The 21,022-nt window shown below is 39.2% G+C and carries 22 protein-coding genes and 2 riboswitches; of the genes, 16 read left to right on the forward strand and 6 right to left on the reverse strand.

The annotated features are described in order from the left end of the window. Nucleotides 1-82: 82 nt before the first annotated feature. A riboswitch (FMN riboswitch) is annotated at nt 83-216 on the forward strand. 206 nt (nt 217-422) lie between these two features. After that, a riboswitch (FMN riboswitch) is annotated at nt 423-556 on the forward strand. Nucleotides 557-673: 117 nt separating this feature from the next. Genes ribE through ribH form a run of 3 tightly spaced genes read left to right on the forward strand, consistent with a single transcriptional unit; the run spans nt 674 to nt 2,457 of the window. Beyond that, complete coding sequence (gene ribE, locus CD33_RS02000) at nt 674-1,312, forward strand: riboflavin synthase (protein WP_036197678.1); 639 nt, start codon at nt 674-676, stop codon at nt 1,310-1,312. Between the two features lie 17 nt (nt 1,313-1,329). Beyond that, nucleotides 1,330-1,956 carry a 3,4-dihydroxy-2-butanone-4-phosphate synthase gene (gene ribB / locus CD33_RS02005; RefSeq protein ID WP_084591224.1) on the forward strand — a complete coding sequence of 209 codons (627 nt, stop codon included), beginning with the start codon at nt 1,330-1,332 and terminating at the stop codon, nt 1,954-1,956. 33 nt (nt 1,957-1,989) lie between these two features. Next, on the forward strand, nt 1,990-2,457 hold the full coding sequence (ribH, locus tag CD33_RS02010) for a 6,7-dimethyl-8-ribityllumazine synthase (RefSeq protein WP_036197679.1): 468 nt from the start codon (nt 1,990-1,992) through the stop codon (nt 2,455-2,457). A 37-nt stretch (nt 2,458-2,494) separates the two neighbouring features. On the opposite strand, the gene CD33_RS02015 is transcribed toward ribH, so the two are convergent. Next, complete coding sequence (locus CD33_RS02015; RefSeq protein WP_036197681.1) at nt 2,495-3,286, reverse strand: polysaccharide deacetylase family protein; 792 nt, start codon at nt 3,284-3,286, stop codon at nt 2,495-2,497. Between the two features lie 160 nt (nt 3,287-3,446). On the opposite strand from CD33_RS02015, the gene recX reads away from it, so the two are divergent. The 3 genes from recX to CD33_RS02030 all read left to right on the forward strand — a co-directional run bounded on the left by recX (nt 3,447) and on the right by CD33_RS02030 (nt 4,935). Next, nucleotides 3,447-4,238: a recombination regulator RecX gene (gene recX / locus CD33_RS02020; protein WP_036197683.1), complete on the forward strand. Its 792-nt coding sequence runs from the start codon at nt 3,447-3,449 to the stop codon at nt 4,236-4,238. Between the two features lie 88 nt (nt 4,239-4,326). Next, on the forward strand, nt 4,327-4,656 hold the full coding sequence (locus CD33_RS02025) for a YfhH family protein (protein WP_036197684.1): 330 nt from the start codon (nt 4,327-4,329) through the stop codon (nt 4,654-4,656). Continuing rightward, nucleotides 4,657-4,935, forward strand: coding sequence for a YfhJ family protein (locus CD33_RS02030; RefSeq protein WP_036197685.1), 279 nt, complete (start codon nt 4,657-4,659; stop codon nt 4,933-4,935). Between the two features lie 386 nt (nt 4,936-5,321). Here the strand turns inward: CD33_RS02030 and CD33_RS02035 are convergent, their stop codons facing one another. After that, the gene (locus CD33_RS02035) at nt 5,322-6,308 is read right to left on the reverse strand and encodes a metal-dependent hydrolase (protein WP_036197687.1); all 987 of its coding nucleotides are present in this window, start codon (nt 6,306-6,308) and stop codon (nt 5,322-5,324) included. Between the two features lie 139 nt (nt 6,309-6,447). Between CD33_RS02035 and mutY the strand changes: the two genes are divergently transcribed. The 9 genes from mutY (at nt 6,448) to nikC (ending at nt 16,569) form a co-directional block, all read left to right on the forward strand. Next, a complete protein-coding gene (gene mutY, locus CD33_RS02040) occupies nt 6,448-7,503 on the forward strand; it encodes an A/G-specific adenine glycosylase (protein WP_036197690.1) in 1,056 nt (351 codons plus the stop codon). Between the two features lie 68 nt (nt 7,504-7,571). Continuing rightward, entirely contained in the window at nt 7,572-7,775 is a 204-nt protein-coding gene (locus CD33_RS19720) for a hypothetical protein (RefSeq protein WP_084591225.1), read from the forward strand. 292 nt (nt 7,776-8,067) lie between these two features. Continuing rightward, entirely contained in the window at nt 8,068-8,616 is a 549-nt protein-coding gene (ntdP, locus tag CD33_RS02050) for a nucleoside tri-diphosphate phosphatase (RefSeq protein ID WP_036197693.1), read from the forward strand. 303 nt (nt 8,617-8,919) lie between these two features. Next, nucleotides 8,920-10,665, forward strand: coding sequence for an ABC transporter ATP-binding protein (locus CD33_RS02055; RefSeq protein WP_036197694.1), 1,746 nt, complete (start codon nt 8,920-8,922; stop codon nt 10,663-10,665). 289 nt (nt 10,666-10,954) lie between these two features. Further along, complete coding sequence (locus CD33_RS02060; protein ID WP_176400141.1) at nt 10,955-11,980, forward strand: ABC transporter ATP-binding protein; 1,026 nt, start codon at nt 10,955-10,957, stop codon at nt 11,978-11,980. Beyond that, the gene (locus CD33_RS02065; RefSeq protein WP_036197695.1) at nt 11,949-12,932 is read left to right on the forward strand and encodes an ABC transporter ATP-binding protein; all 984 of its coding nucleotides are present in this window, start codon (nt 11,949-11,951) and stop codon (nt 12,930-12,932) included. The genes CD33_RS02060 and CD33_RS02065 overlap by 32 nt, the downstream gene beginning before the upstream one ends. A 29-nt stretch (nt 12,933-12,961) precedes the next feature. Continuing rightward, complete coding sequence (locus CD33_RS02070) at nt 12,962-14,575, forward strand: ABC transporter substrate-binding protein (protein ID WP_036197697.1); 1,614 nt, start codon at nt 12,962-12,964, stop codon at nt 14,573-14,575. Between the two features lie 81 nt (nt 14,576-14,656). Beyond that, nucleotides 14,657-15,661, forward strand: a complete 1,005-nt coding sequence (locus CD33_RS02075; protein WP_036197699.1) for an ABC transporter permease — start codon at nt 14,657-14,659, stop codon at nt 15,659-15,661. 14 nt (nt 15,662-15,675) lie between these two features. Then, entirely contained in the window at nt 15,676-16,569 is an 894-nt protein-coding gene (gene nikC, locus CD33_RS02080; RefSeq protein WP_036197701.1) for a nickel transporter permease, read from the forward strand. Between the two features lie 45 nt (nt 16,570-16,614). On the opposite strand, the gene cysK is transcribed toward nikC, so the two are convergent. The 4 genes from cysK to CD33_RS02100 all read right to left on the reverse strand — a co-directional run bounded on the left by cysK (nt 16,615) and on the right by CD33_RS02100 (nt 20,264). Continuing rightward, nucleotides 16,615-17,538 carry a cysteine synthase A gene (cysK, locus tag CD33_RS02085; RefSeq protein ID WP_036197703.1) on the reverse strand — a complete coding sequence of 308 codons (924 nt, stop codon included), beginning with the start codon at nt 17,536-17,538 and terminating at the stop codon, nt 16,615-16,617. Nucleotides 17,539-17,665: 127 nt separating this feature from the next. Beyond that, nucleotides 17,666-18,682: an aliphatic sulfonate ABC transporter substrate-binding protein gene (locus CD33_RS02090; RefSeq protein WP_036197705.1), complete on the reverse strand. Its 1,017-nt coding sequence runs from the start codon at nt 18,680-18,682 to the stop codon at nt 17,666-17,668. 15 nt (nt 18,683-18,697) lie between these two features. Beyond that, entirely contained in the window at nt 18,698-19,480 is a 783-nt protein-coding gene (locus CD33_RS02095; protein WP_036197706.1) for an ABC transporter permease, read from the reverse strand. After that, nucleotides 19,413-20,264: an ABC transporter ATP-binding protein gene (locus tag CD33_RS02100; protein ID WP_235863415.1), complete on the reverse strand. Its 852-nt coding sequence runs from the start codon at nt 20,262-20,264 to the stop codon at nt 19,413-19,415. Before CD33_RS02100 ends, CD33_RS02095 begins: the two co-directional genes overlap by 68 nt. Before the next feature lie 149 nt (nt 20,265-20,413). Between CD33_RS02100 and CD33_RS02105 the strand changes: the two genes are divergently transcribed. Continuing rightward, nucleotides 20,414-21,016, forward strand: a complete 603-nt coding sequence (locus CD33_RS02105) for a Crp/Fnr family transcriptional regulator (protein ID WP_036197711.1) — start codon at nt 20,414-20,416, stop codon at nt 21,014-21,016. The last annotated feature ends 6 nt before the right edge of the window (nt 21,017-21,022 follow it).

The raw sequence follows: 21,022 nt of genomic DNA on the forward strand, positions 1-21,022 counted from the left end.
AGTTTGAAGGGGAAATGTTGATAATATAACAAAGTGGATAACCTTTTGGATTCATGGTATCCTTATAACCAATTAAATAAAATAATTCCTTCGGGGTCGGGTGAAATTCCCAATCGACGGTGATGAAGTCAAACTTCTAAGCCCGTGAGCTCTTTTTGAGCAGGATTTGGTGTGAGTCCAAAGCCGACAGTATAGTCTGGATGGGAGAAGGAGCACTTTTTATAGAAAGCCATTAAACCTATTGTTAATGGTCTTATGTGGCAGACTTAAAAACTAGGATTTTTATGTCCGCATTAGAAAACGGCAATTCGATTTACTGATTCGAATTGTGTTTCTTTGCTATAGAAATTTTTTGAATGCTTTTTTATCCCGATCATCTAATGACGGGATTTTTTTATTTAATTTAAATGCTAGAAGTAAATATAGTCCTTCGGGGTCGGGTGAAATTCCCAATCGACGGTGATGAAGTCAAGCTTCTAAGCCCGTGAGCTCTTTTCGAGCAGGATTTGGTGTGAATCCAAAGCCGACAGTATAGTCTGGATGGGAGAAGGATGAGGAATGGTGCTTTTTGACAAATTGACTTTCAAAAGGTTTATTTAGCTATGCCATTGATACTCCCAAACTCCTTAGGATACTGAGGAGTTTTTATTTTTCATATGAAAGAGGTGAGTAGATGTTTACAGGCATTATTGAAGATCAAGGGAAAGTAACAGCTATAAAAAAAGATCCAAGCAGCATGGAAATAACGATTGCGACACCAAAAATTGTGTCGGATGCACAATTGGGAGACAGTATTGCGGTAAATGGTGTTTGTTTAACAATTACCCATTTTAACAAAGATGAAATGACTGTGGATGTCATGCCTGAAACCGTTAAGGCCACAACGATTCATGAGCTGAAATTGGGCGACTTTGTCAATTTGGAACGGGCAATGAGCGCAAATGGCAGATTTGGAGGACATTTTGTTTCGGGACATGTGGATGGGGTTGGCACGATCAAAAGTAAAAAACCTGTTTCCAATGCTGTATATATCGAAATCGAAATTGCAAAAGAGCTAATAGCGAATTGTATTCCAAAAGGCTCAATTACAATTGATGGAACTAGTCTTACGCTTTTTCATGTGACAGATAGCAGCATCACGGTTTCCCTCATTCCCCATACTAACGCAGAGACGATTTTAGGGAGAAAAGGTGTAGGGGAGAAGGTCAATGTCGAAACCGATATGCTCGGAAAGTATGTTTCGCATCATTTAAAGAAGACTGATCAAGATTCAAACATAACTTTGGATTTTCTAAGACAGAATGGATTCTAAATAGGAGGTGGTTCAACATGTTGAATACAGTGGAAGAAGCAGTGAATGATTTAAAGTCAGGAAAAATCGTGATTGTTGTAGATGATGAAAATCGCGAAAACGAAGGTGATTTGGTTGTACTTGCAGAGTTTGCAACCCCCGAAAATATTAACTTCATGGCTACATTTGGGCGTGGGCTAATTTGTACACCAATTGAAGAGCAACTTGCAAAAAAATTGAAATTGCCTTCTATGGTTCAAAACAATACGGATAATCATCAAACTGCATTTACAGTAAGCATTGACCATATTGACACAACAACGGGAATCAGTGCACATGAACGTTCTCTTACCATTCTTCAAATGATTAATGAAAATGCAAAAGCAAATCATTTTAGAAGACCAGGCCATGTATTCCCATTAGTAGCAAAAAAGAATGGAGTACTTGAGAGAAGGGGCCATACCGAGGCAGCAATCGATTTAGCGAAAGCCTGTGGAAGCTTCCCGGCAGGAGTCATTTGTGAAATTATGGGGGACGATGGGAACATGCTGCGGCTGGATGGATTAAAAGCTTTTGCCGCCCAACACGCATTAAAAATTATTTCCATAGAAGATTTAGTCAGCCATCGTGAAAACCGTGGCCATAGCATACTAATTGGAGAATAAAATTGAAGGCATCATCAAGGAGGAGTTTGTGAAATGGGAAAATTATTCGAAGCGAATTTAATAGGAACAGATTTAAAAATAGGGGTTGTTGTAGGAAGATTTAATGAGTTTATTACTTCAAAATTAGTGGATGGAGCGCTGGATGGTCTAAAAAGACATGGGGTTGATGATGAAAACATCGACATCGCTTGGGTGCCGGGTGCTTTTGAAGTACCTTTCATCGCCAAACAAATGGTGGAAACTGGAGAATACGATGCCGTAATAGGATTGGGTACTGTCATCCGCGGTTCAACAACCCATTATGATTATGTAAATAATGAAGCGGCAAAAGGAATTGCAAGCGTGGCATTGAACTCAAATGTACCAGTGATTTTCGGAATCGTAACAACGGAAAACATAGAACAGGCGATTGAAAGAGCTGGAACGAAAGCGGGTAACAAAGGTTATGATTCAGCAATATCTGCAATCGAGATGGCTAATTTAAAAAAAATGTTCAAATAATCAGTAAAAGGATTCCCTATTTCGGGAATCCTTTTACTTATTCAAGCAGTTGTTCCATTACCAAATCATCCAGTGAACCGAATGTATAGCCTTCTTTTTTAGCATCTTCTATAAACCTAGGGAGAGCGTCTGCATTATGTTTGGCTACAGTATGCATGAGAATGAGGGCACCTGGGTGCAATTGGTTCATTAGTTCATCGTATGCATATTGCCACCCGACGGATGCATCCTCATGCCAATCGACGAAAGCGGTATCCCAGAACATATGGGTATAGCCATATTCATTACCGAGTTGCAACATTTTTTCATTAAAGATTCCTTTTGGAGGACGAACGTAGTATGTACGCTTAAGTCCGGTTTTTTCTTCCAAAATTTTATCGAATTTATGCCATTCTTTCAACATACCTTCTTCTGACAATTTTGACATATCAGGGTGTCCATAAGAATGGTTGCCGATAATATGGCCATCTTCGATCATTCTTTTTACTAAATCATCTGCACTTTCTACATAATGTCCGGCCAAGAAAAATGCTGCTGGAACGTTCTCTTCCTTTAAAGTGTCCAATATAGATTCTGTGTACCCATTTTCAAAACCGCTATCAAATGTTAAATAGATTGTTTTCTTTTCTGGATTTCCTCTATAAAATGCACCGTGTTCTTTTAGTATTGTTTCAAACTGGGCTCCAGCATCCGCAGGCTTACCATCTGAAGATTTAGTGAAGCCCCAATGGTATGCATTCGCATTAGCAACATCCGGTTTAACCAAACTAAAGACAATAACAAATATAATTGAGCAAAAAGTTAAACCCAAAATGTGTTGTTTCCACATAAAGAACTTTAGCCTCCTTTTTGCTTATATTGTGCGAAAACATTTTCTTTATGCTAAAAAAATGTTTCCGTCCATCAAATTTCAAAGATTAATATCTAAAATTTTCTAAAATGAAACAAATTAAAAAAACATGTATACTAGCATTAGAAGGAGTGTTTGTATGCAAGTCATATCAAAAATAGGACGACAAAAAAACAATCCAGAACGATATAATATTTATCTAGATGATACATATGCTTTTGCAGTGGATGAATCAACATTGATTAGGTTTGGCTTAACTAAAGGAAAAGTACTCGAACAATTTGATATAGATGAAATTACCTATGAAGACGAAATTTCAAAAGCTTTTAACCGGGCATTGAATTTTTTAAGTTATCAAATGCGCAGCGAATTCGAAGTGAAAAAGAAGTTGCTTGATGCAGGTTTCGGGGAATCTGTCGTTTTGGAGGCCATCAGAAAACTTGAAAAGCTTGGCTTTCTAAATGATGAAACTTATTCAAAGGCTCTCTTGGAAACAAAGAAAAAGACCGCCAAAAAAGGCCCAAGAGCCATCAAGCAAGACTTGATTAAAAAAGGGATCAATAAAGAAACACAAAATAAAGTGCTCGATTCCTTTACACATAAAGAGCAACTAGCGTTAGCAATGGAACTTGCCCAAAAGGCGATACGGGCAAACCAGAACAAAACTCCGGTCCAAATCAAGCAAAAAGTTCAGGATGTCTTGCTTAGAAAAGGCTATTCTTTTTCCATTGCAAACGAAATACTTGACCAAATCAACTTAGAACGCGAAGATGATGATTGGAATGAAATGATTGAAGTGCAAGGTGGAAAAATATGGAATAAGTATGCTTCGAAGCTTACTGGAAACGACCTTCGAATGAAAACAAAACAAGCCTTATACCAAAAAGGTTTTCCAATAGAAATAATTGACCGATTTTTGGCAGATAAGTAAGTTTTCTTGCTTGCCTGCATGATGCAAGAAGGTCATCGCAAAATACGGCGTTTGGTCAAGTTTACCAGAATGAAAAGGAGACGGGTGTATGACTGAAAAAAGCTACGCAGAAATGACAGAACAAGAGTTAAGGGAAGAAATAGCGAGGCTTAAAGAAAAGGCGAGAAAGGCCGAACAACTCGGCATCGTAAATGAGTATGCAGTATATGAAAGAAAAGCAACAATGGCAGCAGCATATTTAATTGATCCTGGCACGATTGTTAAAGGTGAATTGTATCGTATTGATGGAGCACCGGGGGAATTTTTTAAGGTTGAATATTTGAAAGGCCGCTTTGCTTGGGGCTACCGTCTAGGTGGCGAACGTTTTGAAGAAGCATTGCCCATTTCAATACTTTTACCAATGAAAGCAGGGAAATAAATGAACGCGAATCATTCAATAGAACAACTGACTCAGATTCTGGCTGAGAAAAATCCCAATATTTCTGTTAATAAGGCACGTACTTGGATTGAGTTGTTATGGTCGGATTTTGAATCTACATATGCAAAGGCCGGGTATGACTATCGCGGAGCGGAGTATACGGAAAAAATTATTCAGCAATGGATTGCAAGCTATGGTGATAAAATACATGAGTTTGCGGGGAGAAACCCGAAGTATGCGCATCTGTTGGATGAAAGTGATGAAGAGAAGCTTCAATAGATTAAAATTGTAAGGAGTTGTCCTAGCCGGTAGGACAACTCCTTATGAATTTTAGAACAATCTCAATTTGTTGGTGCTTTTGCAATTTGTACCATACTATTTGTCAGCTCCTCTGCGCAACTTCGAAATCGCCTGCAAGGACAAAAAGCGTCCTTTTGTCGATTCCTCCAGTTGCTGGGGCTCACACGATGTGAGTCATGTCGACGATGCAACAGGACGTTGCGTTTTCGTCGACGCGGAGCTGAACGAGCACTTTCCGCATTTCTATGTCCAGCTACAGGTGCTAGCTCCTCGCGCAACTTCAGAATCGCCTGCAAGGACAAAAAGCGTCCTTTTGTCGATTCCTCCAGTTGCACGCGGAGCTGAACGAGCACCTTCCGCTTTTCTTAGTCGCTTGCGCCGATTTGAAGTTTTTGCTGCAGTTTGTCTTCACTGAAGATCCATCCGGTGTATGAATTGACAATGTTCAGTTCTTCATCGAGATGTGCCACCGCCACAAATGGATAATGATCATTACTTCGGTACCGTAAGTCTATTAACCGAACTTCTGTAATAGCGTTTTCTAGCTCCGAAATTTCCCATCGGTATAACGGTGAGAACGATAGGAATGCACTTAAATTCGAATCTTGGAGCGCTTTTTCCACTAGGGGTGTGCTCGGAAGCGGGTGAATCTCAAACTTGTCATAGATGTTAATGGTCCTCCCGTATGCGCGGCCGACGTAATAATGGGACTTTGATTTTGCTGCTACACGCCAATTGAAAAAACGCATCGTTGGTGCAACAATAACATAATCTTCATCCTGGATGGCATGATGTACAGCCCTTTTCACTGCGCCTTGCAACAAAAAGCGAGTAATGTAATAGCAGATAATAATTAAATACATGTATGAGAATGTTGTTACCGGATTGAATCCGAATACCCAGAACAGTATCCCGATACAATGAATTCCAAAAATGATGGGATCAAATGTATTTATTACCCCCAATGCCACCCATTTCTTTGAAAATGGTCTGAGGGCTTGGGTACCATAGGCATTGAAAATATCCACAAATACATGTAGAAAGACGGCAAGGAAAGTCCAAAGCCATAAGTGCAAGATATTCACATCTTGAAATATTAAGCTTAAAATGGCAGTAATCGCTATGGGCCATAAAAGAACTGCTGGTATGGAATGTGTAATTCCGCGATGATGGCGGATATAAACAGCGTTATTCCGTAATTTTAATACGGTATCGACATCAGGTGCTTGAGAACCGATTATCGTCCCTGCCATGACAGCAGCGAACCCCATAGTATCATTCGCCACAACTGGGTCTGCTAGGGCCAATCCTCCTAAAGCGATGCCCATTACTAGATGTGTGCCCGAATCCAAAAATATCAACTCCTCTTAATTGGAGTGTTATGGCTAACTACTTGCCAGTTTCTTAATAGAATATTTAAAATAAGTTAATTTAATAATTATAATATACCCGATTTTTTAAATTTAAAATCGGTTTTTGACGGAGGAAAGAATGAAATATCAGTATAAAAATGAATTTCGACACAATTTAGTGGAATGGTTCAACAATGAGAAACGCGATTTGCCGTGGAGGCACACTTCCGATCCATATAAAATATGGGTTTCTGAAGTGATGTTACAACAAACAAGAGTCGATACAGTCATTCCGTATTACAATCGTTTTCTGGACAAGTATCCAACTATCCAGGATCTTGCCTATGCACCTGAAGAGGAATTATTAAAAATGTGGGAAGGTCTCGGCTATTATTCGCGTGCTAGAAACTTGCAAGCGGGTGTAAAAGAAGTGGTGGAAAAATATAATTCTGTTGTTCCTGATAATCGCCATGATATATCAAGCCTAAAAGGTGTCGGACCTTATACAGCCGGAGCCATTTTAAGCATCGCCTATCAAAAAGCGGAGCATGCTGTAGACGGGAATGTTATGCGGGTGTTAAGTCGTGTTTTGCTTATCGAGGAAGATATTGCCCTCCCGAAGACGAGGAAAGTCTTTGAAGAGGCGGTAGAAATGTTGATCGATGAAAAACACCCAGGTGACTTCAATCAAGCATTAATGGATCTGGGTGCAATGATTTGCACACCAACGTCCCCCAAGTGTTTACTGTGCCCGGTTCGGGATTACTGCATCGCCTTCAATGAAGGAATTGCAGATCAACTACCAATTAAATCGAAGAAAACTAAAACAAAAAAAGTGCAATTTAAAGTCTACTTGGCAGCCGATCAGAAGGGCCGGTACCTGTTGGAAAAGCGCCCGAGTGAAGGATTATTGGCCAACATGTGGCAATTCCCCATGATTGAAATAAATGAGAATTCCATGAGTGACGAGACATTTAAGCATAATTATAATGTGGAAATCAAGGAGTATATAGAGGAACAATTATTGAAATTCAAACATGTGTTCTCGCATCTCACTTGGGAAATGGATTGTGTGTATGTGCTAGTTGAACCGAAAAATGATTTACCGGGTGATGCACTCTTCCTTACAATTGAAGAAATAAAAACATTACCTATGCCGGTATCAATGTTGAAGATTTTGAATGTTCTGAATTAACTTATTTTAAATTTGTCGAATAAAGTCGTATCCTTCCGTCCACAATAATTTCACGGAGGTGATAACAAATGGCTAACAACAACAATAACAATAACCGCAACAACCGTAATAACAACAACAATAACAATAACAACAACAATAACAACAACAACTTCAACAACAATGAAGAGTTTGCTGTAGATCAAGATTTCCAACAAGCTCGTCAACAAAACCAAAAGCAAAACCAACAAAACAACCAACGCAACAACAATAACAACAACAACGACTTCTAATAAGTCACACTAACTCGGGTGTAAATAAAGTGAATTCACTTTTAGGTATAGACATTATTTGTCTATACCTTAATTTTTTTGCAAAAATCAAATGGCATAGCTACCAATATATATAAATAAAGATTTATATTTGCCAAGTTATTTGAAAAATATGATCTTCAAGCTACAAGTTTTGGATAAGCATTGCTATAATAAATCTAACAGTTGCTGGATAATTGGGATAATAAATGGGTACATAAATTATACAAAGCGATGTTCATACATACATAGAGACGAAAAGGTGGGCAATATAATGACGATACCTAAAGAAGGAGAAACGATACAAATACATAGTTATAAACATAATGGTCGCATCCACCGTGTCTGGCAAGAAACGATGGTTTTGAAAGGAACGAAAAATATATTCATTGGTGCAAATGAACGTACCCTTGTAACCGAATCGGATGGTCGGACTTGGCTGACGAGAGAACCATCTATTTGTTATTTCCATGCAGAGCATTGGTTCAATATCATCTGCATGCTTCGTGAAGATGGAGTGTATTATTACTGTAATATGAGCTCGCCTTATGTATTTGATAATAATGCGATTAAGTATATCGATTATGATTTAGATATAAAAGTGTTTCCAGATATGTCCTATACATTATTAGATGAAGATGAATATGAACAGCATAAAAAAGAAATGGGCTACCCTGAAGTGATCGATAAAATCCTGAAGCGCAACGTGAATAAACTTGTTAGCTGGATCAAGCAAAAAAGAGGGCCCTTTGCACCCGATTTTATCGAAGTATGGACCAACCGCTACTTATTCAATAAAGAAATGCAATCGAAGGAAAAATAACCTTGAAGTCTACTGCCTGCGAGTAGACTTTTTTATTTTTAAAAAAGGTGGGTAACAGATTTATCGATTTACCATAAGGGTAATATGGAGATAGAAGTGTTTATTAGTAGTCGCAGTTTAAATTGCGATGTACAGCATGTACTGCCTCCCACAAGCGTAGTGTTAAATTTTTAGGAAAAGCCGGGGATACATGAAAACACGTTAGATGTAATTACCGCCAAACTAAAGTATAGTGATAAACAGGCGCCAAATGTGGGCACCTTCTCAAACATCTTGTTTTGTTCATAAAGGAAGTGAATAGATTTGGAAAGTATGAAACGTTATATGCGCTTTGTGAAGCCCTATCGATGGGAAATTCTCCTGACAATTGCTATTGGTATATTAAAATTTGCGATTCCTCTTTTTATTCCAATCTTGATCAAGATCGTCATCGATAATATTATCGGAGCACCCAACCTGACAAATAGCGAAAAAATCACGCAACTATTTTATTGGTTAGGTGGAACGGTAATCTTGTTCTTTATTATCCGTCCACCGATAGAATACTACCGTCAATATTTTGCACAGCACGTAGGAAACAAGGTACTATTTGATATCCGGCAGGAACTATTTGGGCACCTACAAAAATTAAGCTTAAAGTATTATGCGAATACACGAGCTGGGGAAGTCATTTCACGTGTTATAAATGATGTTGAACAAACAAAAAACTTTATCATGATCGGCCTAATGAACTTGTGGCTGGATGTTGCAACCATCCTGATAGCCATCGGGATTATGCTTACTATGGATGTCAAGTTAACTTTGGTGGCAATCATTGCTCTTCCTTTCTTCGGATTAAGTGTGAAATATTTTTTTGGGAAACTGCGCGATCTAACGAGAAAGCGATCTCAAGCATTGGCACATGTTCAAAGTTATTTGCATGAACGAGTAAGTGGAATGAGCATCATTAAAAGTTTTACTTTAGAAAAGCACGAACAGCAAATCTTTGATAAAGAAAATGGCGAGTTTTTAGATCGTGCCTTGGACCATACAAAATGGAATGCAAAATCCTTTGCTGTGGTCAATACGATTACCGATATTGCGCCTTTACTTGTTATTGGATTTGCGGGGTACCAAGTAATACAGGGAGAGTTGACGGTCGGGACAATGGCGGCTTTTTACGCTTATATAGAACGTTTATATAGTCCCCTTCGCCGTTTGGTAAATTCATCGACGACCTTGACCCAATCAATTGCCTCTATGGATCGAATGTTCGAGTTAATGGATGAGGAATATGATGTCCAAGATAAGAAAAATGCCCGGGAACTGCCGCCGGTAAAAGGACAAGTCACGTTCGAGAACGTGGATTTCCAATATGAGCAAGATGGCCAGCTCATATTGAAAAATATTAATTTTGACATACAACCGGGCCAAACTGCCGCCTTTGTCGGTATGAGTGGTGGTGGGAAATCAACCATAGTCAGTTTGATCCCTCGCTTCTATAATGTGACTGGCGGTGCAGTGAAAATAGATGGCATTGATGTAAATGATGCCGTCATTCACTCCCTCCGTGCACAAATCGGGATTGTTTTGCAGGATAATATCCTATTTAGTGATTCGGTTAAACAGAATATTTTGATGGGAAGACCCGATGCAACGGACGAGGAAGTCATTGCTGCCGCAAAAGCGGCGAATGCCCATGATTTTATCATGACTCTTCCTGAAGGCTACGATACCAAAGTGGGCGAACGCGGGGTGAAACTTTCCGGTGGTCAAAAACAACGTGTTGCCATTGCACGTGTATTCCTTAAAAATCCACCGATTTTAGTGCTGGATGAAGCTACCTCAGCGCTTGATTTAGAAAGTGAAGCATTAATCCAGGATTCATTGGACCATTTAGCAAGTAATCGGACAACGATTATTATTGCCCATCGACTATCTACCATCACTCATGCGGATAAGATTTTCGTAATCGACCATGGTGAATTAGTTGAAGAAGGCAATCATGAATCCTTAATGGAGAAGCAAGGCGTGTACTATGATTTATTCCAAATTCAGAAATTGGATTAATCGACTAAAACCGCAGCAATGAAATGATAGAATTTTTTGAAAATAGTATTACAAAAATACCTTTTTTATATATAGAAGGTATTTTTTTTATTTTATTAATTTTTATTAATTTTCTGTAAATTTATAGGGAGAACTTTGTCGAATCGTGAAAAAATGACATTTTATAGATGTCAATATATTAAAAATTGATTGAAAATTCGTTTTTTCGAATTATTTTGATATTGATTCAGATTTACAAATGTTATATTCTTGTAATCATAGTCTAAGTAAACAAGAGTTGGAGGATAGCATGGTGAATCAGAAAAAGATTTTAGAAATAAACGAGTTAGAAACGTCCTTCTTTTCTGATGACGGGAAAATAGCAGCAGTGGATCATGTCAACTTCGATCTACATGAGGGTGAGATTTTGGCAATCGTAGGAGAGTCGGGTTGCGGGAAAAGTGTAACATCACTTTCGATCATGGGTTTAGTGCCAAGTCCTCCAGGTAAAATTACAAACGGTGAAATTTTACTACAAGGTAAGGATATTTCTAAATTTAGCGAAAAAGAAATGCGAAAAATACGAGGAAACGACATAGCGATGATTTTCCAGGAACCAATGACCTCGTTAAATCCACTATTTACTATAGGGAATCAAATTTCAGAAGCAATACTTATACATAATAAAAGCTGGTCTAAAAAACAAGTACGTGAACGTGCGGTAGAAATGCTGAGATTAGTAGGGTTACCAAGAGCAGAAGAATTATTAAATGAATATCCTCATCAGTTATCGGGAGGTATGCGACAACGTGTCATGATTGCAATGGCGCTTGTATGTAACCCAAAAGTGTTAATAGCAGATGAACCAACTACAGCTCTAGATGTAACAATTCAAGCACAAATTTTAAAGCTAATTAGAGAACTAAATGACAAATTCAATACGGCGGTATTAATGATCACCCATGATTTAGGCGTCGTGGCTGAAACTTGTCAGCGAGTAATCGTTATGTATGCAGGACAAGTTGTGGAAGAAGCAACTGTTCAAGAAATCTTTAAAAACCCTAAGCATCCTTATACAAAAGGGTTGATTCAATCAGTGCCAGACATGCGTTATAAGAAGGAATCCCTGTATTCAATCCCAGGAAACGTTCCAAAGCCTGGTTCAGTAAAAGTTGGTTGTCGCTTTGCACAACGCTGTGAATTTGCAACAGACCGCTGTCTTACTGAAAATCCCGCTTTATATGAGTTATCAAGCTCTCATAAATCAAGATGCTTCTTAGTTGAAGAGGAAGGGGGATCTGTAAATGGAAAAGAAAGTCTTGTTGAAAGTAAGTAATCTTAAAAAACATTTCCAAATCCGTTCTGGCATGCTAGGAAAAGAGAGTGGGAGTGTAAAAGCAGTAGATGATGTTTCTTTCGAGGTCTTTGAAGGAGAAACATTAGGAATTGTGGGTGAATCAGGATGTGGTAAATCCACTACAGGTAAGACATTAATGCGTCTTATAGAACCTACTGATGGCACGATTGAGTTTGATGGAAAAAATATTACGACTCTTTCGAAAAAAGAAATGCGGAAAGCACGTCGAGATATTCAAATGGTCTTTCAAGATCCATATGCATCCTTAAATCCTCGACATAAAATTCGGAAAATTCTTGAAGAACCGCTGATTGTACATGGTATTGGAAATGCAAAAGAACGTGCGGAAAAAGTAGAAAAATACTTAAATATCGTGGGCCTTAGTAGCTATCATGCCGATCGATATCCTCACCAATTTAGTGGTGGACAAAGACAGCGTATCGGGATTGCTCGTGCACTTATGACAAATCCGAAGCTAATTATTGCGGATGAGCCAGTATCGGCATTAGACGTTTCCATCCAAGCACAGGTATTAAATCTGATGAAGGAGCTTCAAGAAGATTTGAAGCTAACATATATCTTCATTGCCCATGACTTAGGGGTTGTTAGACATATCAGCAATCGAGTAGGGGTTATGTATTTAGGCAGAATGGTTGAGTTAGCACAGAGTGAATCGCTCTATGAAGAACCTCTTCATCCATATACAAAAGCCTTATTATCTGCTGTACCAATTCCAGATCCAGATTTTGCGCGTGAGCAAATTATTTTACAGGGGGATATACCTAGCCCATCCAATCCACCGACAGGATGTGCATTCAACACACGTTGCCCTTATGCAACGCAAAGCTGTCGAGAGCAAAATCCTACATTGCAAGAGGTAAAACCGGGTCATTTTGTTGCCTGCCATTTATATGAACAGGTTAAACAATGATATAAAAAATTATTTTCAGGGGGAAAGTTATGAGAAATAAAAAGTGGCTACTTGGTTTATTTTTAACAGTCATTCTATCATTAGTACTTGCAGCATGTTCAGAAGATGATGCAACAACTGAAGGTACTGATACAGGTTCTAAAGATTCTGCTTCAGAAGAAGAAACACCACAAGTTTTAGTATTTGGTCGTGGTGGCGATTCTGTATCACTTGATCCAGCAATCGTAACAGATGGAGAATCTTACAAGGTTACAGAAAATATCTTTGAAACACTTTTAAGCTTTGGTGATGAAGATACTACAATTAATCCAGGCTTAGCTAAAGAATGGACTGTATCTGAAGATGGTTTAACTTATACTTTCGAATTACAAGAAGGTGTTAAATTCCATGATGGTACAGATTTCAACGCGGAAGCAGTTGTATTCAACTTTGAGCGTTGGACAAACGGCGAAGCTGGAGAATTCCCATACTATGAATCTATGTTTACTGTAGGTGGGGAAGATGTAATTGCAAGTGTAGAAGCATCTGGTGACTACACAGTAGTGTTCACACTTACTCGTGCACAAGCACCATTCCTTAAAAATATCGCTATGAGTCCGTTTGCTATTGCTTCTCCAACAGCAGTTGAAGCAGCTGGTGAAACTTTTGGGGATAATCCTGTAGGGACTGGACCATTTAAATTTGTAGAATGGAAACGTAATGACTCTATTACATTAGCTAAAAATGAAGAGTATTGGCAAGAAGGTCTTCCAAAGTTAGACCAGTTAATTATTAAAGTATATCCTGATAATTCAGCTCGTTTAAATGCGCTGGTAAAAGGAGAAATAGACTTGGCTGATGGAATCAACCCATCAGATGCTGAGTCAATTACATCTAATGCCGATTTACAATTAATCGAACGCCCTTCCATGAATGTTGGTTACTTAGGTTTGACGTCAACTCGTAAACCATTTGATAATGTTCTAGTTCGTCAAGCGGTAAACTATGCAATCGACAAGAAAGCGATTGTAGATGCTTTCTACCAAGGTTATGCAGACGTTGCTGTAAACCCGATGCCATCGTCAATCAGTGGTTATAACGAAGAGATTACAGGATATGAATACGATCCAGAAAAAGCGAAAGCACTTTTAGCAGAAGCTGGATATAACGGTGATGAGATTGAATTATGGGCAATGCCGGTAGCACGTCCATATATGCCAGATGGCCAAAAAATTGCAGAAGCGATTCAAGGTTATTTAGAAGCAGTGGGTATTCCAAGTAAAATTACTACGTATGAATGGGCTACTTACCTAGAAAAAGCAACAAATGGAGAAGCTGATGCATTCTTATTAGGTTGGACTGGTGACAACGGAGATGCAGATAACTTCCTATACACATTATTAGGTTCAGCTAATATTGGAAGTAACAACTATTCTTATTATAAAAATGAAGAAGTAGATACATTATTAACACAAGCACAAACAGAAACAGATGAAGAAAAACGTAATGGATTATACAAACAAGCTCAAGCAATCATTTTCGAAGAGGCTCCATGGGCACCAATTGCTCACTCAACACCTTTATTAGCAGGAAAAGCAAATGTTAAAGGTTACCTTCCTCATCCAACAGGAAGCGAAAGCTTACAAAACGTTTACTTTGAATAAGATTTAAGGAAGGAAGGTATATTCCTGCCTTCCTTTTCTCCTTAGTACATAAAACTAAATCACGATCGAGAGGTGAAGATAGTGCTTAATTACATAGGGAAACGCGTATTACAATTAATCCCGGTTTTACTGGGGATGTCTTTTATCGTTTTTTTAATCATTCGTGCAATACCAGGTAATCCTGCTCAGGTAATTCTGGGACAAAAAGCAACTCAGGAGTCAATTGCTGCATTGGAAGAAAAACTTGGACTAAACAACCCTTGGTATGTACAGTATTTTGATTATTTAAAAGGACTATTTACTGGAGATTTAGGTGAGTCATTAAGAACTAGTCAGCCTATCTCCTCTGAAATTTGGCCATATTTGGCTGCAACAATTGAGCTGGCTGTTTTCGCCATGATCATTGCAATTATCGTGGGCGTAAATGCAGGGATTATTTCTGCATGGTTCCAAAATTCATGGTTCGATTATGTAGCGATGGTTATTGCCTTAATTGGTGTGTCGATGCCAATTTTCTGGTTAGGATTAATCGAACAGTGGGTTTTCAGTCTGAACTTAGATTGGCTTCCAACATCAGGGCGCGAAGATGTGCGAAATCCTATTAGTCCTATAACTAATTTCTATTTAATAGATACGTTAATACAGGGCAGGTTCGATCAGTTTGGTATTGTGATCAAGCATTTAATCTTGCCGGGTGTTGCTTTAGCTACAATTCCAACAGCGATTATTGCACGTATGACAAGGTCCTCTATGCTTGAAGTAATGCGTTCAGATTATGTACGTACAGCTCGTGCAAAAGGACAGAAGATGTTTCTTGTTGTTTACAAGCATGCCTTGAAAAATGCCTTAATTCCAGTACTAACAGTTATTGGATTGCAAACTGGTTTATTACTTGGTGGTGCGATTTTAACAGAGACAATCTTTAGCTGGCCAGGTATAGGACGCTATATTTATGAGGCAATTGGATATCGTGATTACACAGTTATTCAATCTGGTATTCTAGTAGTTGCCTTTATATTCGTCATGATTAACTTAATTGTCGATCTATTATATACAGTCATCGATAAAAGGATTAAATACAGCTAGAAAGGAGAAACAACATGTCCGAATTAACACAAAAAGTAAGTGGTCAACCTATTGTAGTGGATCAAGCTGTAGGGCCGTGGAAGGAAGCATGGCGTAGCTTCAAAAAAAGTAAGTCTGCTTTAGCAGGAACATTTATTGTTGTATTCTTTGTTCTTCTAGCAATTGTTGGTCCTTTATTCGTTCCACAGGCAATCAATGAGCAAAACTTTAGCATGCGTTTACAAGCGCCATCGAGTCAATTTTGGTTTGGGACAGATGATTTTGGGCGAGATATTTTTTCCCGTATTGTGCATGGTGCACGTTTATCCCTAACGGTTGGTTTTTTTGCGGTTATCTTTTCTGCTGTTATAGGGAGTTTTTTAGGAATTATTTCAGGTTATTATGGAAAATGGATTGATACAATCATTTCACGTTTCTTTGATATCATGCTTGCGTTCCCTAGTATTCTTTTAGCAATTGCAGTAGTTTCAATTTTAGGGCCGTCCTTACAGAATGCATTGATTGCCATTGCAATTATTAATGTACCGAACTTTGGACGACTAATTCGATCTAAAGTTTTAAGTGTAAAACAAGAAGAGTATGTAATGGCTGCAAGAGCAATCGGAATGAGTGATGCGCGCATATTATGGAGACATATTCTGCCGAACTCAATGATTCCTGTAATTGTACAAGGAACATTATCCATCGCTACAGCAATTATTGAAGCAGCAGCTTTAGGCTTCCTTGGTTTAGGAGCAGAAGCACCCCAGCCTGAATGGGGAAAAATGCTTGCAGATTCAAGGCAGTATTTAATGACAGCACCGTGGACATTAATTTTCCCAGGACTGGCTATTATGTTAACTGTACTTGGGTTTAACTTAATGGGAGACGGACTACGAGATGCGTTAGATCCGAAAATGAAGAGTTAAAAAAGGTGAGCTGAAATGGCTCACCTTTTTATATACAAAAAATTACTAAATTGGAAATAAATCCGATGATAAATAACGTTCTCCTGTATCTGGAGCTAAGCAAAGCACCTTCGCGTTTGGAGGGAGCTGTTTAGCTAATTCGACAGCAAAGTAGGCTGAAGCTGCACCTGAAGCACCAACTAAGATACCTTCTTCTGCTGCAAGACTTCTAGCTGTCATTTGCGCATCCTCATCTATAATATGGAGAATTTCATCAAACACTTCACGATTTAATATTTTCGGGATAAAGCCCGGTCCTGTTCCTGGGATTTTATGTGGTCCCGGTTCTCCTCCAGCTAAAACAGGGGACCCAGCAGGTTCAACAACGTATATCTTTAAATCTGGCAGATGTTTTTTTAACTCCTCGCCAGTTCCGGTAACTGTGCCTCCTGTCCCGGCAGTGAGTACAAGTGCATCCAGCTGGTGTTGGAACGCTTCGAGAATTTCAACAGCAGTCGTTGTTCGATGGGCATCTGCATTTGCTTCATTTTCAAATTGCAGAGGAATAAAGCTGTTAGGAATATCTTGTGCAATACGCATTGCTTCATCGATCGAGCCTTGCATCCGTAAGTTAGCTGGTGTTAAGTATACTTGGGCACCATAAGCTTGCATAAGCTGAACCCTTTCTTTTGTGGCATTATCCGGCATTGTAATTATGCAAGGATAGCCCTTTACGGCACAGACCATTGCCAGGCCGATTCCCGTATTGCCGGAAGTAGGTTCGATTATGGTACTTATACCCGGAATTAGTTTCCCTTCCTTTTCAGCTTGAGTTATCATATTCAATGCAGCGCGATCTTTCACACTGCCGCCCGGATTTTTAGATTCCAATTTCATGTAAACTTCAGCGCCATCCACAGCTGGCAACTTATTTAAGCGGACGATGGGCGTATTACCGACCAGTTCGAGAATGTTATTATGTAATTTCATGCTTCCATACTCCTTAGAAAAAATTGGCAAAAGCTAGGCGAACAATGAGCAGCCTAGCTTCAGCATTTCCATTTTAGTCTAAAATTATTTCATGCAAAACCATTCAATCTATTGAAAGTACTGACTCCTACTCTTTTAAAGCATCCTCCAAGTAAGAAAGATTCACTAAACCTTCAATATTGTCTGTCGAAATGTAGCCGGCATCCTTTGAAATCGTCGCCATTTCTTTTAGTATATCTTCTTTCACATCCGTAGTAGGAGATAAGCGAGCAAATGCCTTTGTTACTTCATCTTTAGATAATTCTTTACCAGTTAGACCCTTTACGTGATCCAGGAAAAGCTGAATGGCTTCTTCGGGGTTTTCGTTAATGAAATCAACAGCTTGTGTATATGCTTTAAGTGCTTTTTTCGTTATTTCAGGATTATTGGAAGTGAATGATTTTCGGGCGGTTACGACTGTATTCGTCGATTCGCTGCCCCAAGCAAATTCGGATGCATCCAATAATAGTTTGGCATTGCCGTTTGTTTCGATGTTCACACCCCAAGGCTCTTGTGTAGCGGCTGCATCGATTTCGCCTTTCAACATTAAAGCTGCAGTATCAGCTGGAGCTTGCTTTATTGTAGTAACGTCGCCATTGCCTGTTGAACTGGCTGTTAAATTGGCTTCTTGCAGGGATTTCATCAAGCCAACGTCTTGTGTACTGCCGAATGTAGGGACAGCAACTTTCTTTCCTTTTAAATCTTCCACACTGTTAATGCCGGAATCATTTCCGACAACTAGAACAGCTCCACCATTAACTGCTCCTGCAATAATTTCATGTTCCGGATTTTTTACATATGTGTTTAAAGCAGGCGTCGGACCTACAGTGCCAATGTCAATGGAATTTGTGGACATTGCTTCCATGAATGCCGATCCATCATTGAAAGTGCTTGTAGCGATTTGGATATCGTCGCCAAATTGTTCGTCGAAGTAGCCTTTTTCAAGCGCAACAATGGACGAGATATGTGTCATGTTTGGAAAATAGCCGATATGAACTTCAGTAACGGAATCTTTTTCACTGTTCTCTTCCTCGCCACCACCGCAGGCAGCCAAAACTGCTATTAATATAGTTAAAATGGATAAAAATATAAGATTCTTTTTCATTTGTTCTTCTCCTTATTAGGTAGTCAAAATACCCCATTTTCTTAATACGAAACGTTCAATTCTCACGAAGATAAAATTATCGATAAAGGAACCAATAACTCCGATAATGATCATGATACTAAAAATTAGATCCATGGCTTGGATGGAGCGGCCCAAGTCAAGCAGTGTCCCGAGACCACCACTGCCACCAAGCAATTCCCCTGCTAAAACAGCTCGCCAAGCCAATGCCCAGGCTAAACGTAAACCTGCAATTTGCTGAGGTATCGTTGATTTGAAGATGACTGTACGGAACAAGTGGATACCGGTCGATCCCATGGTGCTGGCCACACGAATCAATAAAGGAGGAACGCTTTTAAAAGCGGTGCTCGATGTAATGGTAATGGAAAGAGCAGCCCCTAAAATGACGATGAAAATAACCGATCCCACACCTAGGCCGAACCATAATATGGCTAAAGGCATCCAAACAATATTTGGTATTGCCTGCAGGCTCGTTACAAAAAAGCCAAGTGTATCGTCGACAATTTTATATTTATAGATAAGGAAGCCCAGAACAAATCCAATGACTACCGCGATGAAGAAGCCGATAAATAGTCGGATCAATGAAGAACCGGTTGCTTCCAATAATTGACCATCTATAATGCCGTTTACTAACGTTTTTAGAACCGTGACGCCACCGGGATCATTTGGAATGATTAATGGTGGCCACATAAAAGCAGGGAATACATCGAATTTAGATATCGCTTCCCATATTGTTATTAGGATCAACACGAAGATCGTCCGTCTTAAGAGCGTAATCACTGCCTAATTCCTCCTTCAGCACTTTTTCCATTTCTTGTTCAAGCTCTGTTAATATCCGATTCTCTAAATGTACTAAAATACTGTCTGAAGAAGTGCGGGGTCGTGCAGCTTGTACAGGGAAAATGTTCTTAATTCCGCCAGGCCGTGTCTTCATTAGTACAATTCGGTCTGATAAGACTACAGCCTCTCGAATATTATGAGTTACAAAAATGATTGTTTTACCGGTTTCGCGCCAAAGCTTATCGAGCTCCATATGCAATACCATCCGCGTTTGTTCATCCAAAGCAGCAAATGGTTCATCCATGAGGAGAATCTCTGGATCCGTCACCAATGCTCGCGCGATGGCAACCCGCTGTTTCATGCCCCCAGATAGTTCATGGGGAAGGGCGTGGGCAAATTTTCCAAGGTGCACTTTTTGGAGCCAGTCCAGTGCCCGTTCTTTTGCTTCTTGCTTTGGCACCTTTTTAATAAGGAGACCGTACATAACATTATCGAGAACACTCATCCAAGGGAATAAGCCGGATTCTTGGAAAACGACAATTCGATCATTGCCCGGGCCTTTAATCGGTTTATTATTGACCAGCAAGCTTCCGGAAGTCTCTTTTTCTAGTCCTGCAACTATATTTAAAAGCGTGGATTTTCCGCAACCAGATGGGCCCAATAACGAAACAAACTCACCCTTTTTTATCGATAATGTAACATCGTCCAATGCAATTGTTGGTGCATGGTCTTTTCTCTGAAACTCTTTATGAACATTTTGAAGAATAATATGTTCCTCAGCCAAAACAAAACCTCCCATTCTGATAAAACATAGTGTTATACTAAGGTTTAATTAGTTTTCATTTTATGTGTTGTTATTTAATCTTTCTGTCACTTTTGTTACAAATATTCAGAATAATACTAATAATCAAGGTGTTTAAGGAGGGATATGAAATGATAAGGGAGCTTGAAAAGTATAGTAAAAAAATGTATGTAAATAAAGGGCAGACGATTTATCAGACAGGGGATCCCATCAATACTGTTTATTTTCTGAGCCATGGACTCGTAAAATTAGCTGAGGATGGGGAGGATGGACAGCCAGTCACTATCGTACTCCTGCAAGAAGGGGAGATGTTCGGTTTCTTGGATCGCTTAAATAATCATTCCGAGCATACCCAGTATTCAGTAGCATTGACCGACTGTAGCCTTCTATCATACCCTGTTGACGTTTTATTAGAACATCTGGATAAACTTTCGGCTATTGAAAAGGCATTGTTTTATTCGTTAGTTAGGCAATTAGCAGAAGCAAAACAATTGGTATATGTGCACTCAAAAATGACTGTGCCGGAAAGAATAAGCTGGTTCTTGATAAGACTCGCCAAAATGGAAAACGGGGTAGCTACGATCAGTATCCCGTTAACTCACGAGGAAATTTCCTATATGGTTGGATGTAGCCGGCAGAAGGTAACCACTTACCTCAGCAAATGGAAGAAAGAAGGAATAATTCAATATGACCGTGGTTATATCCAATTGGTTGATGTAGACCAGCTCCGCTGAAAGATA

It is taken from the genome of Ureibacillus sinduriensis BLB-1 = JCM 15800 (assembly GCF_000772955.1).
GTDB classification, from domain to species: domain Bacteria; phylum Bacillota; class Bacilli; order Bacillales_A; family Planococcaceae; genus Ureibacillus; species Ureibacillus sinduriensis.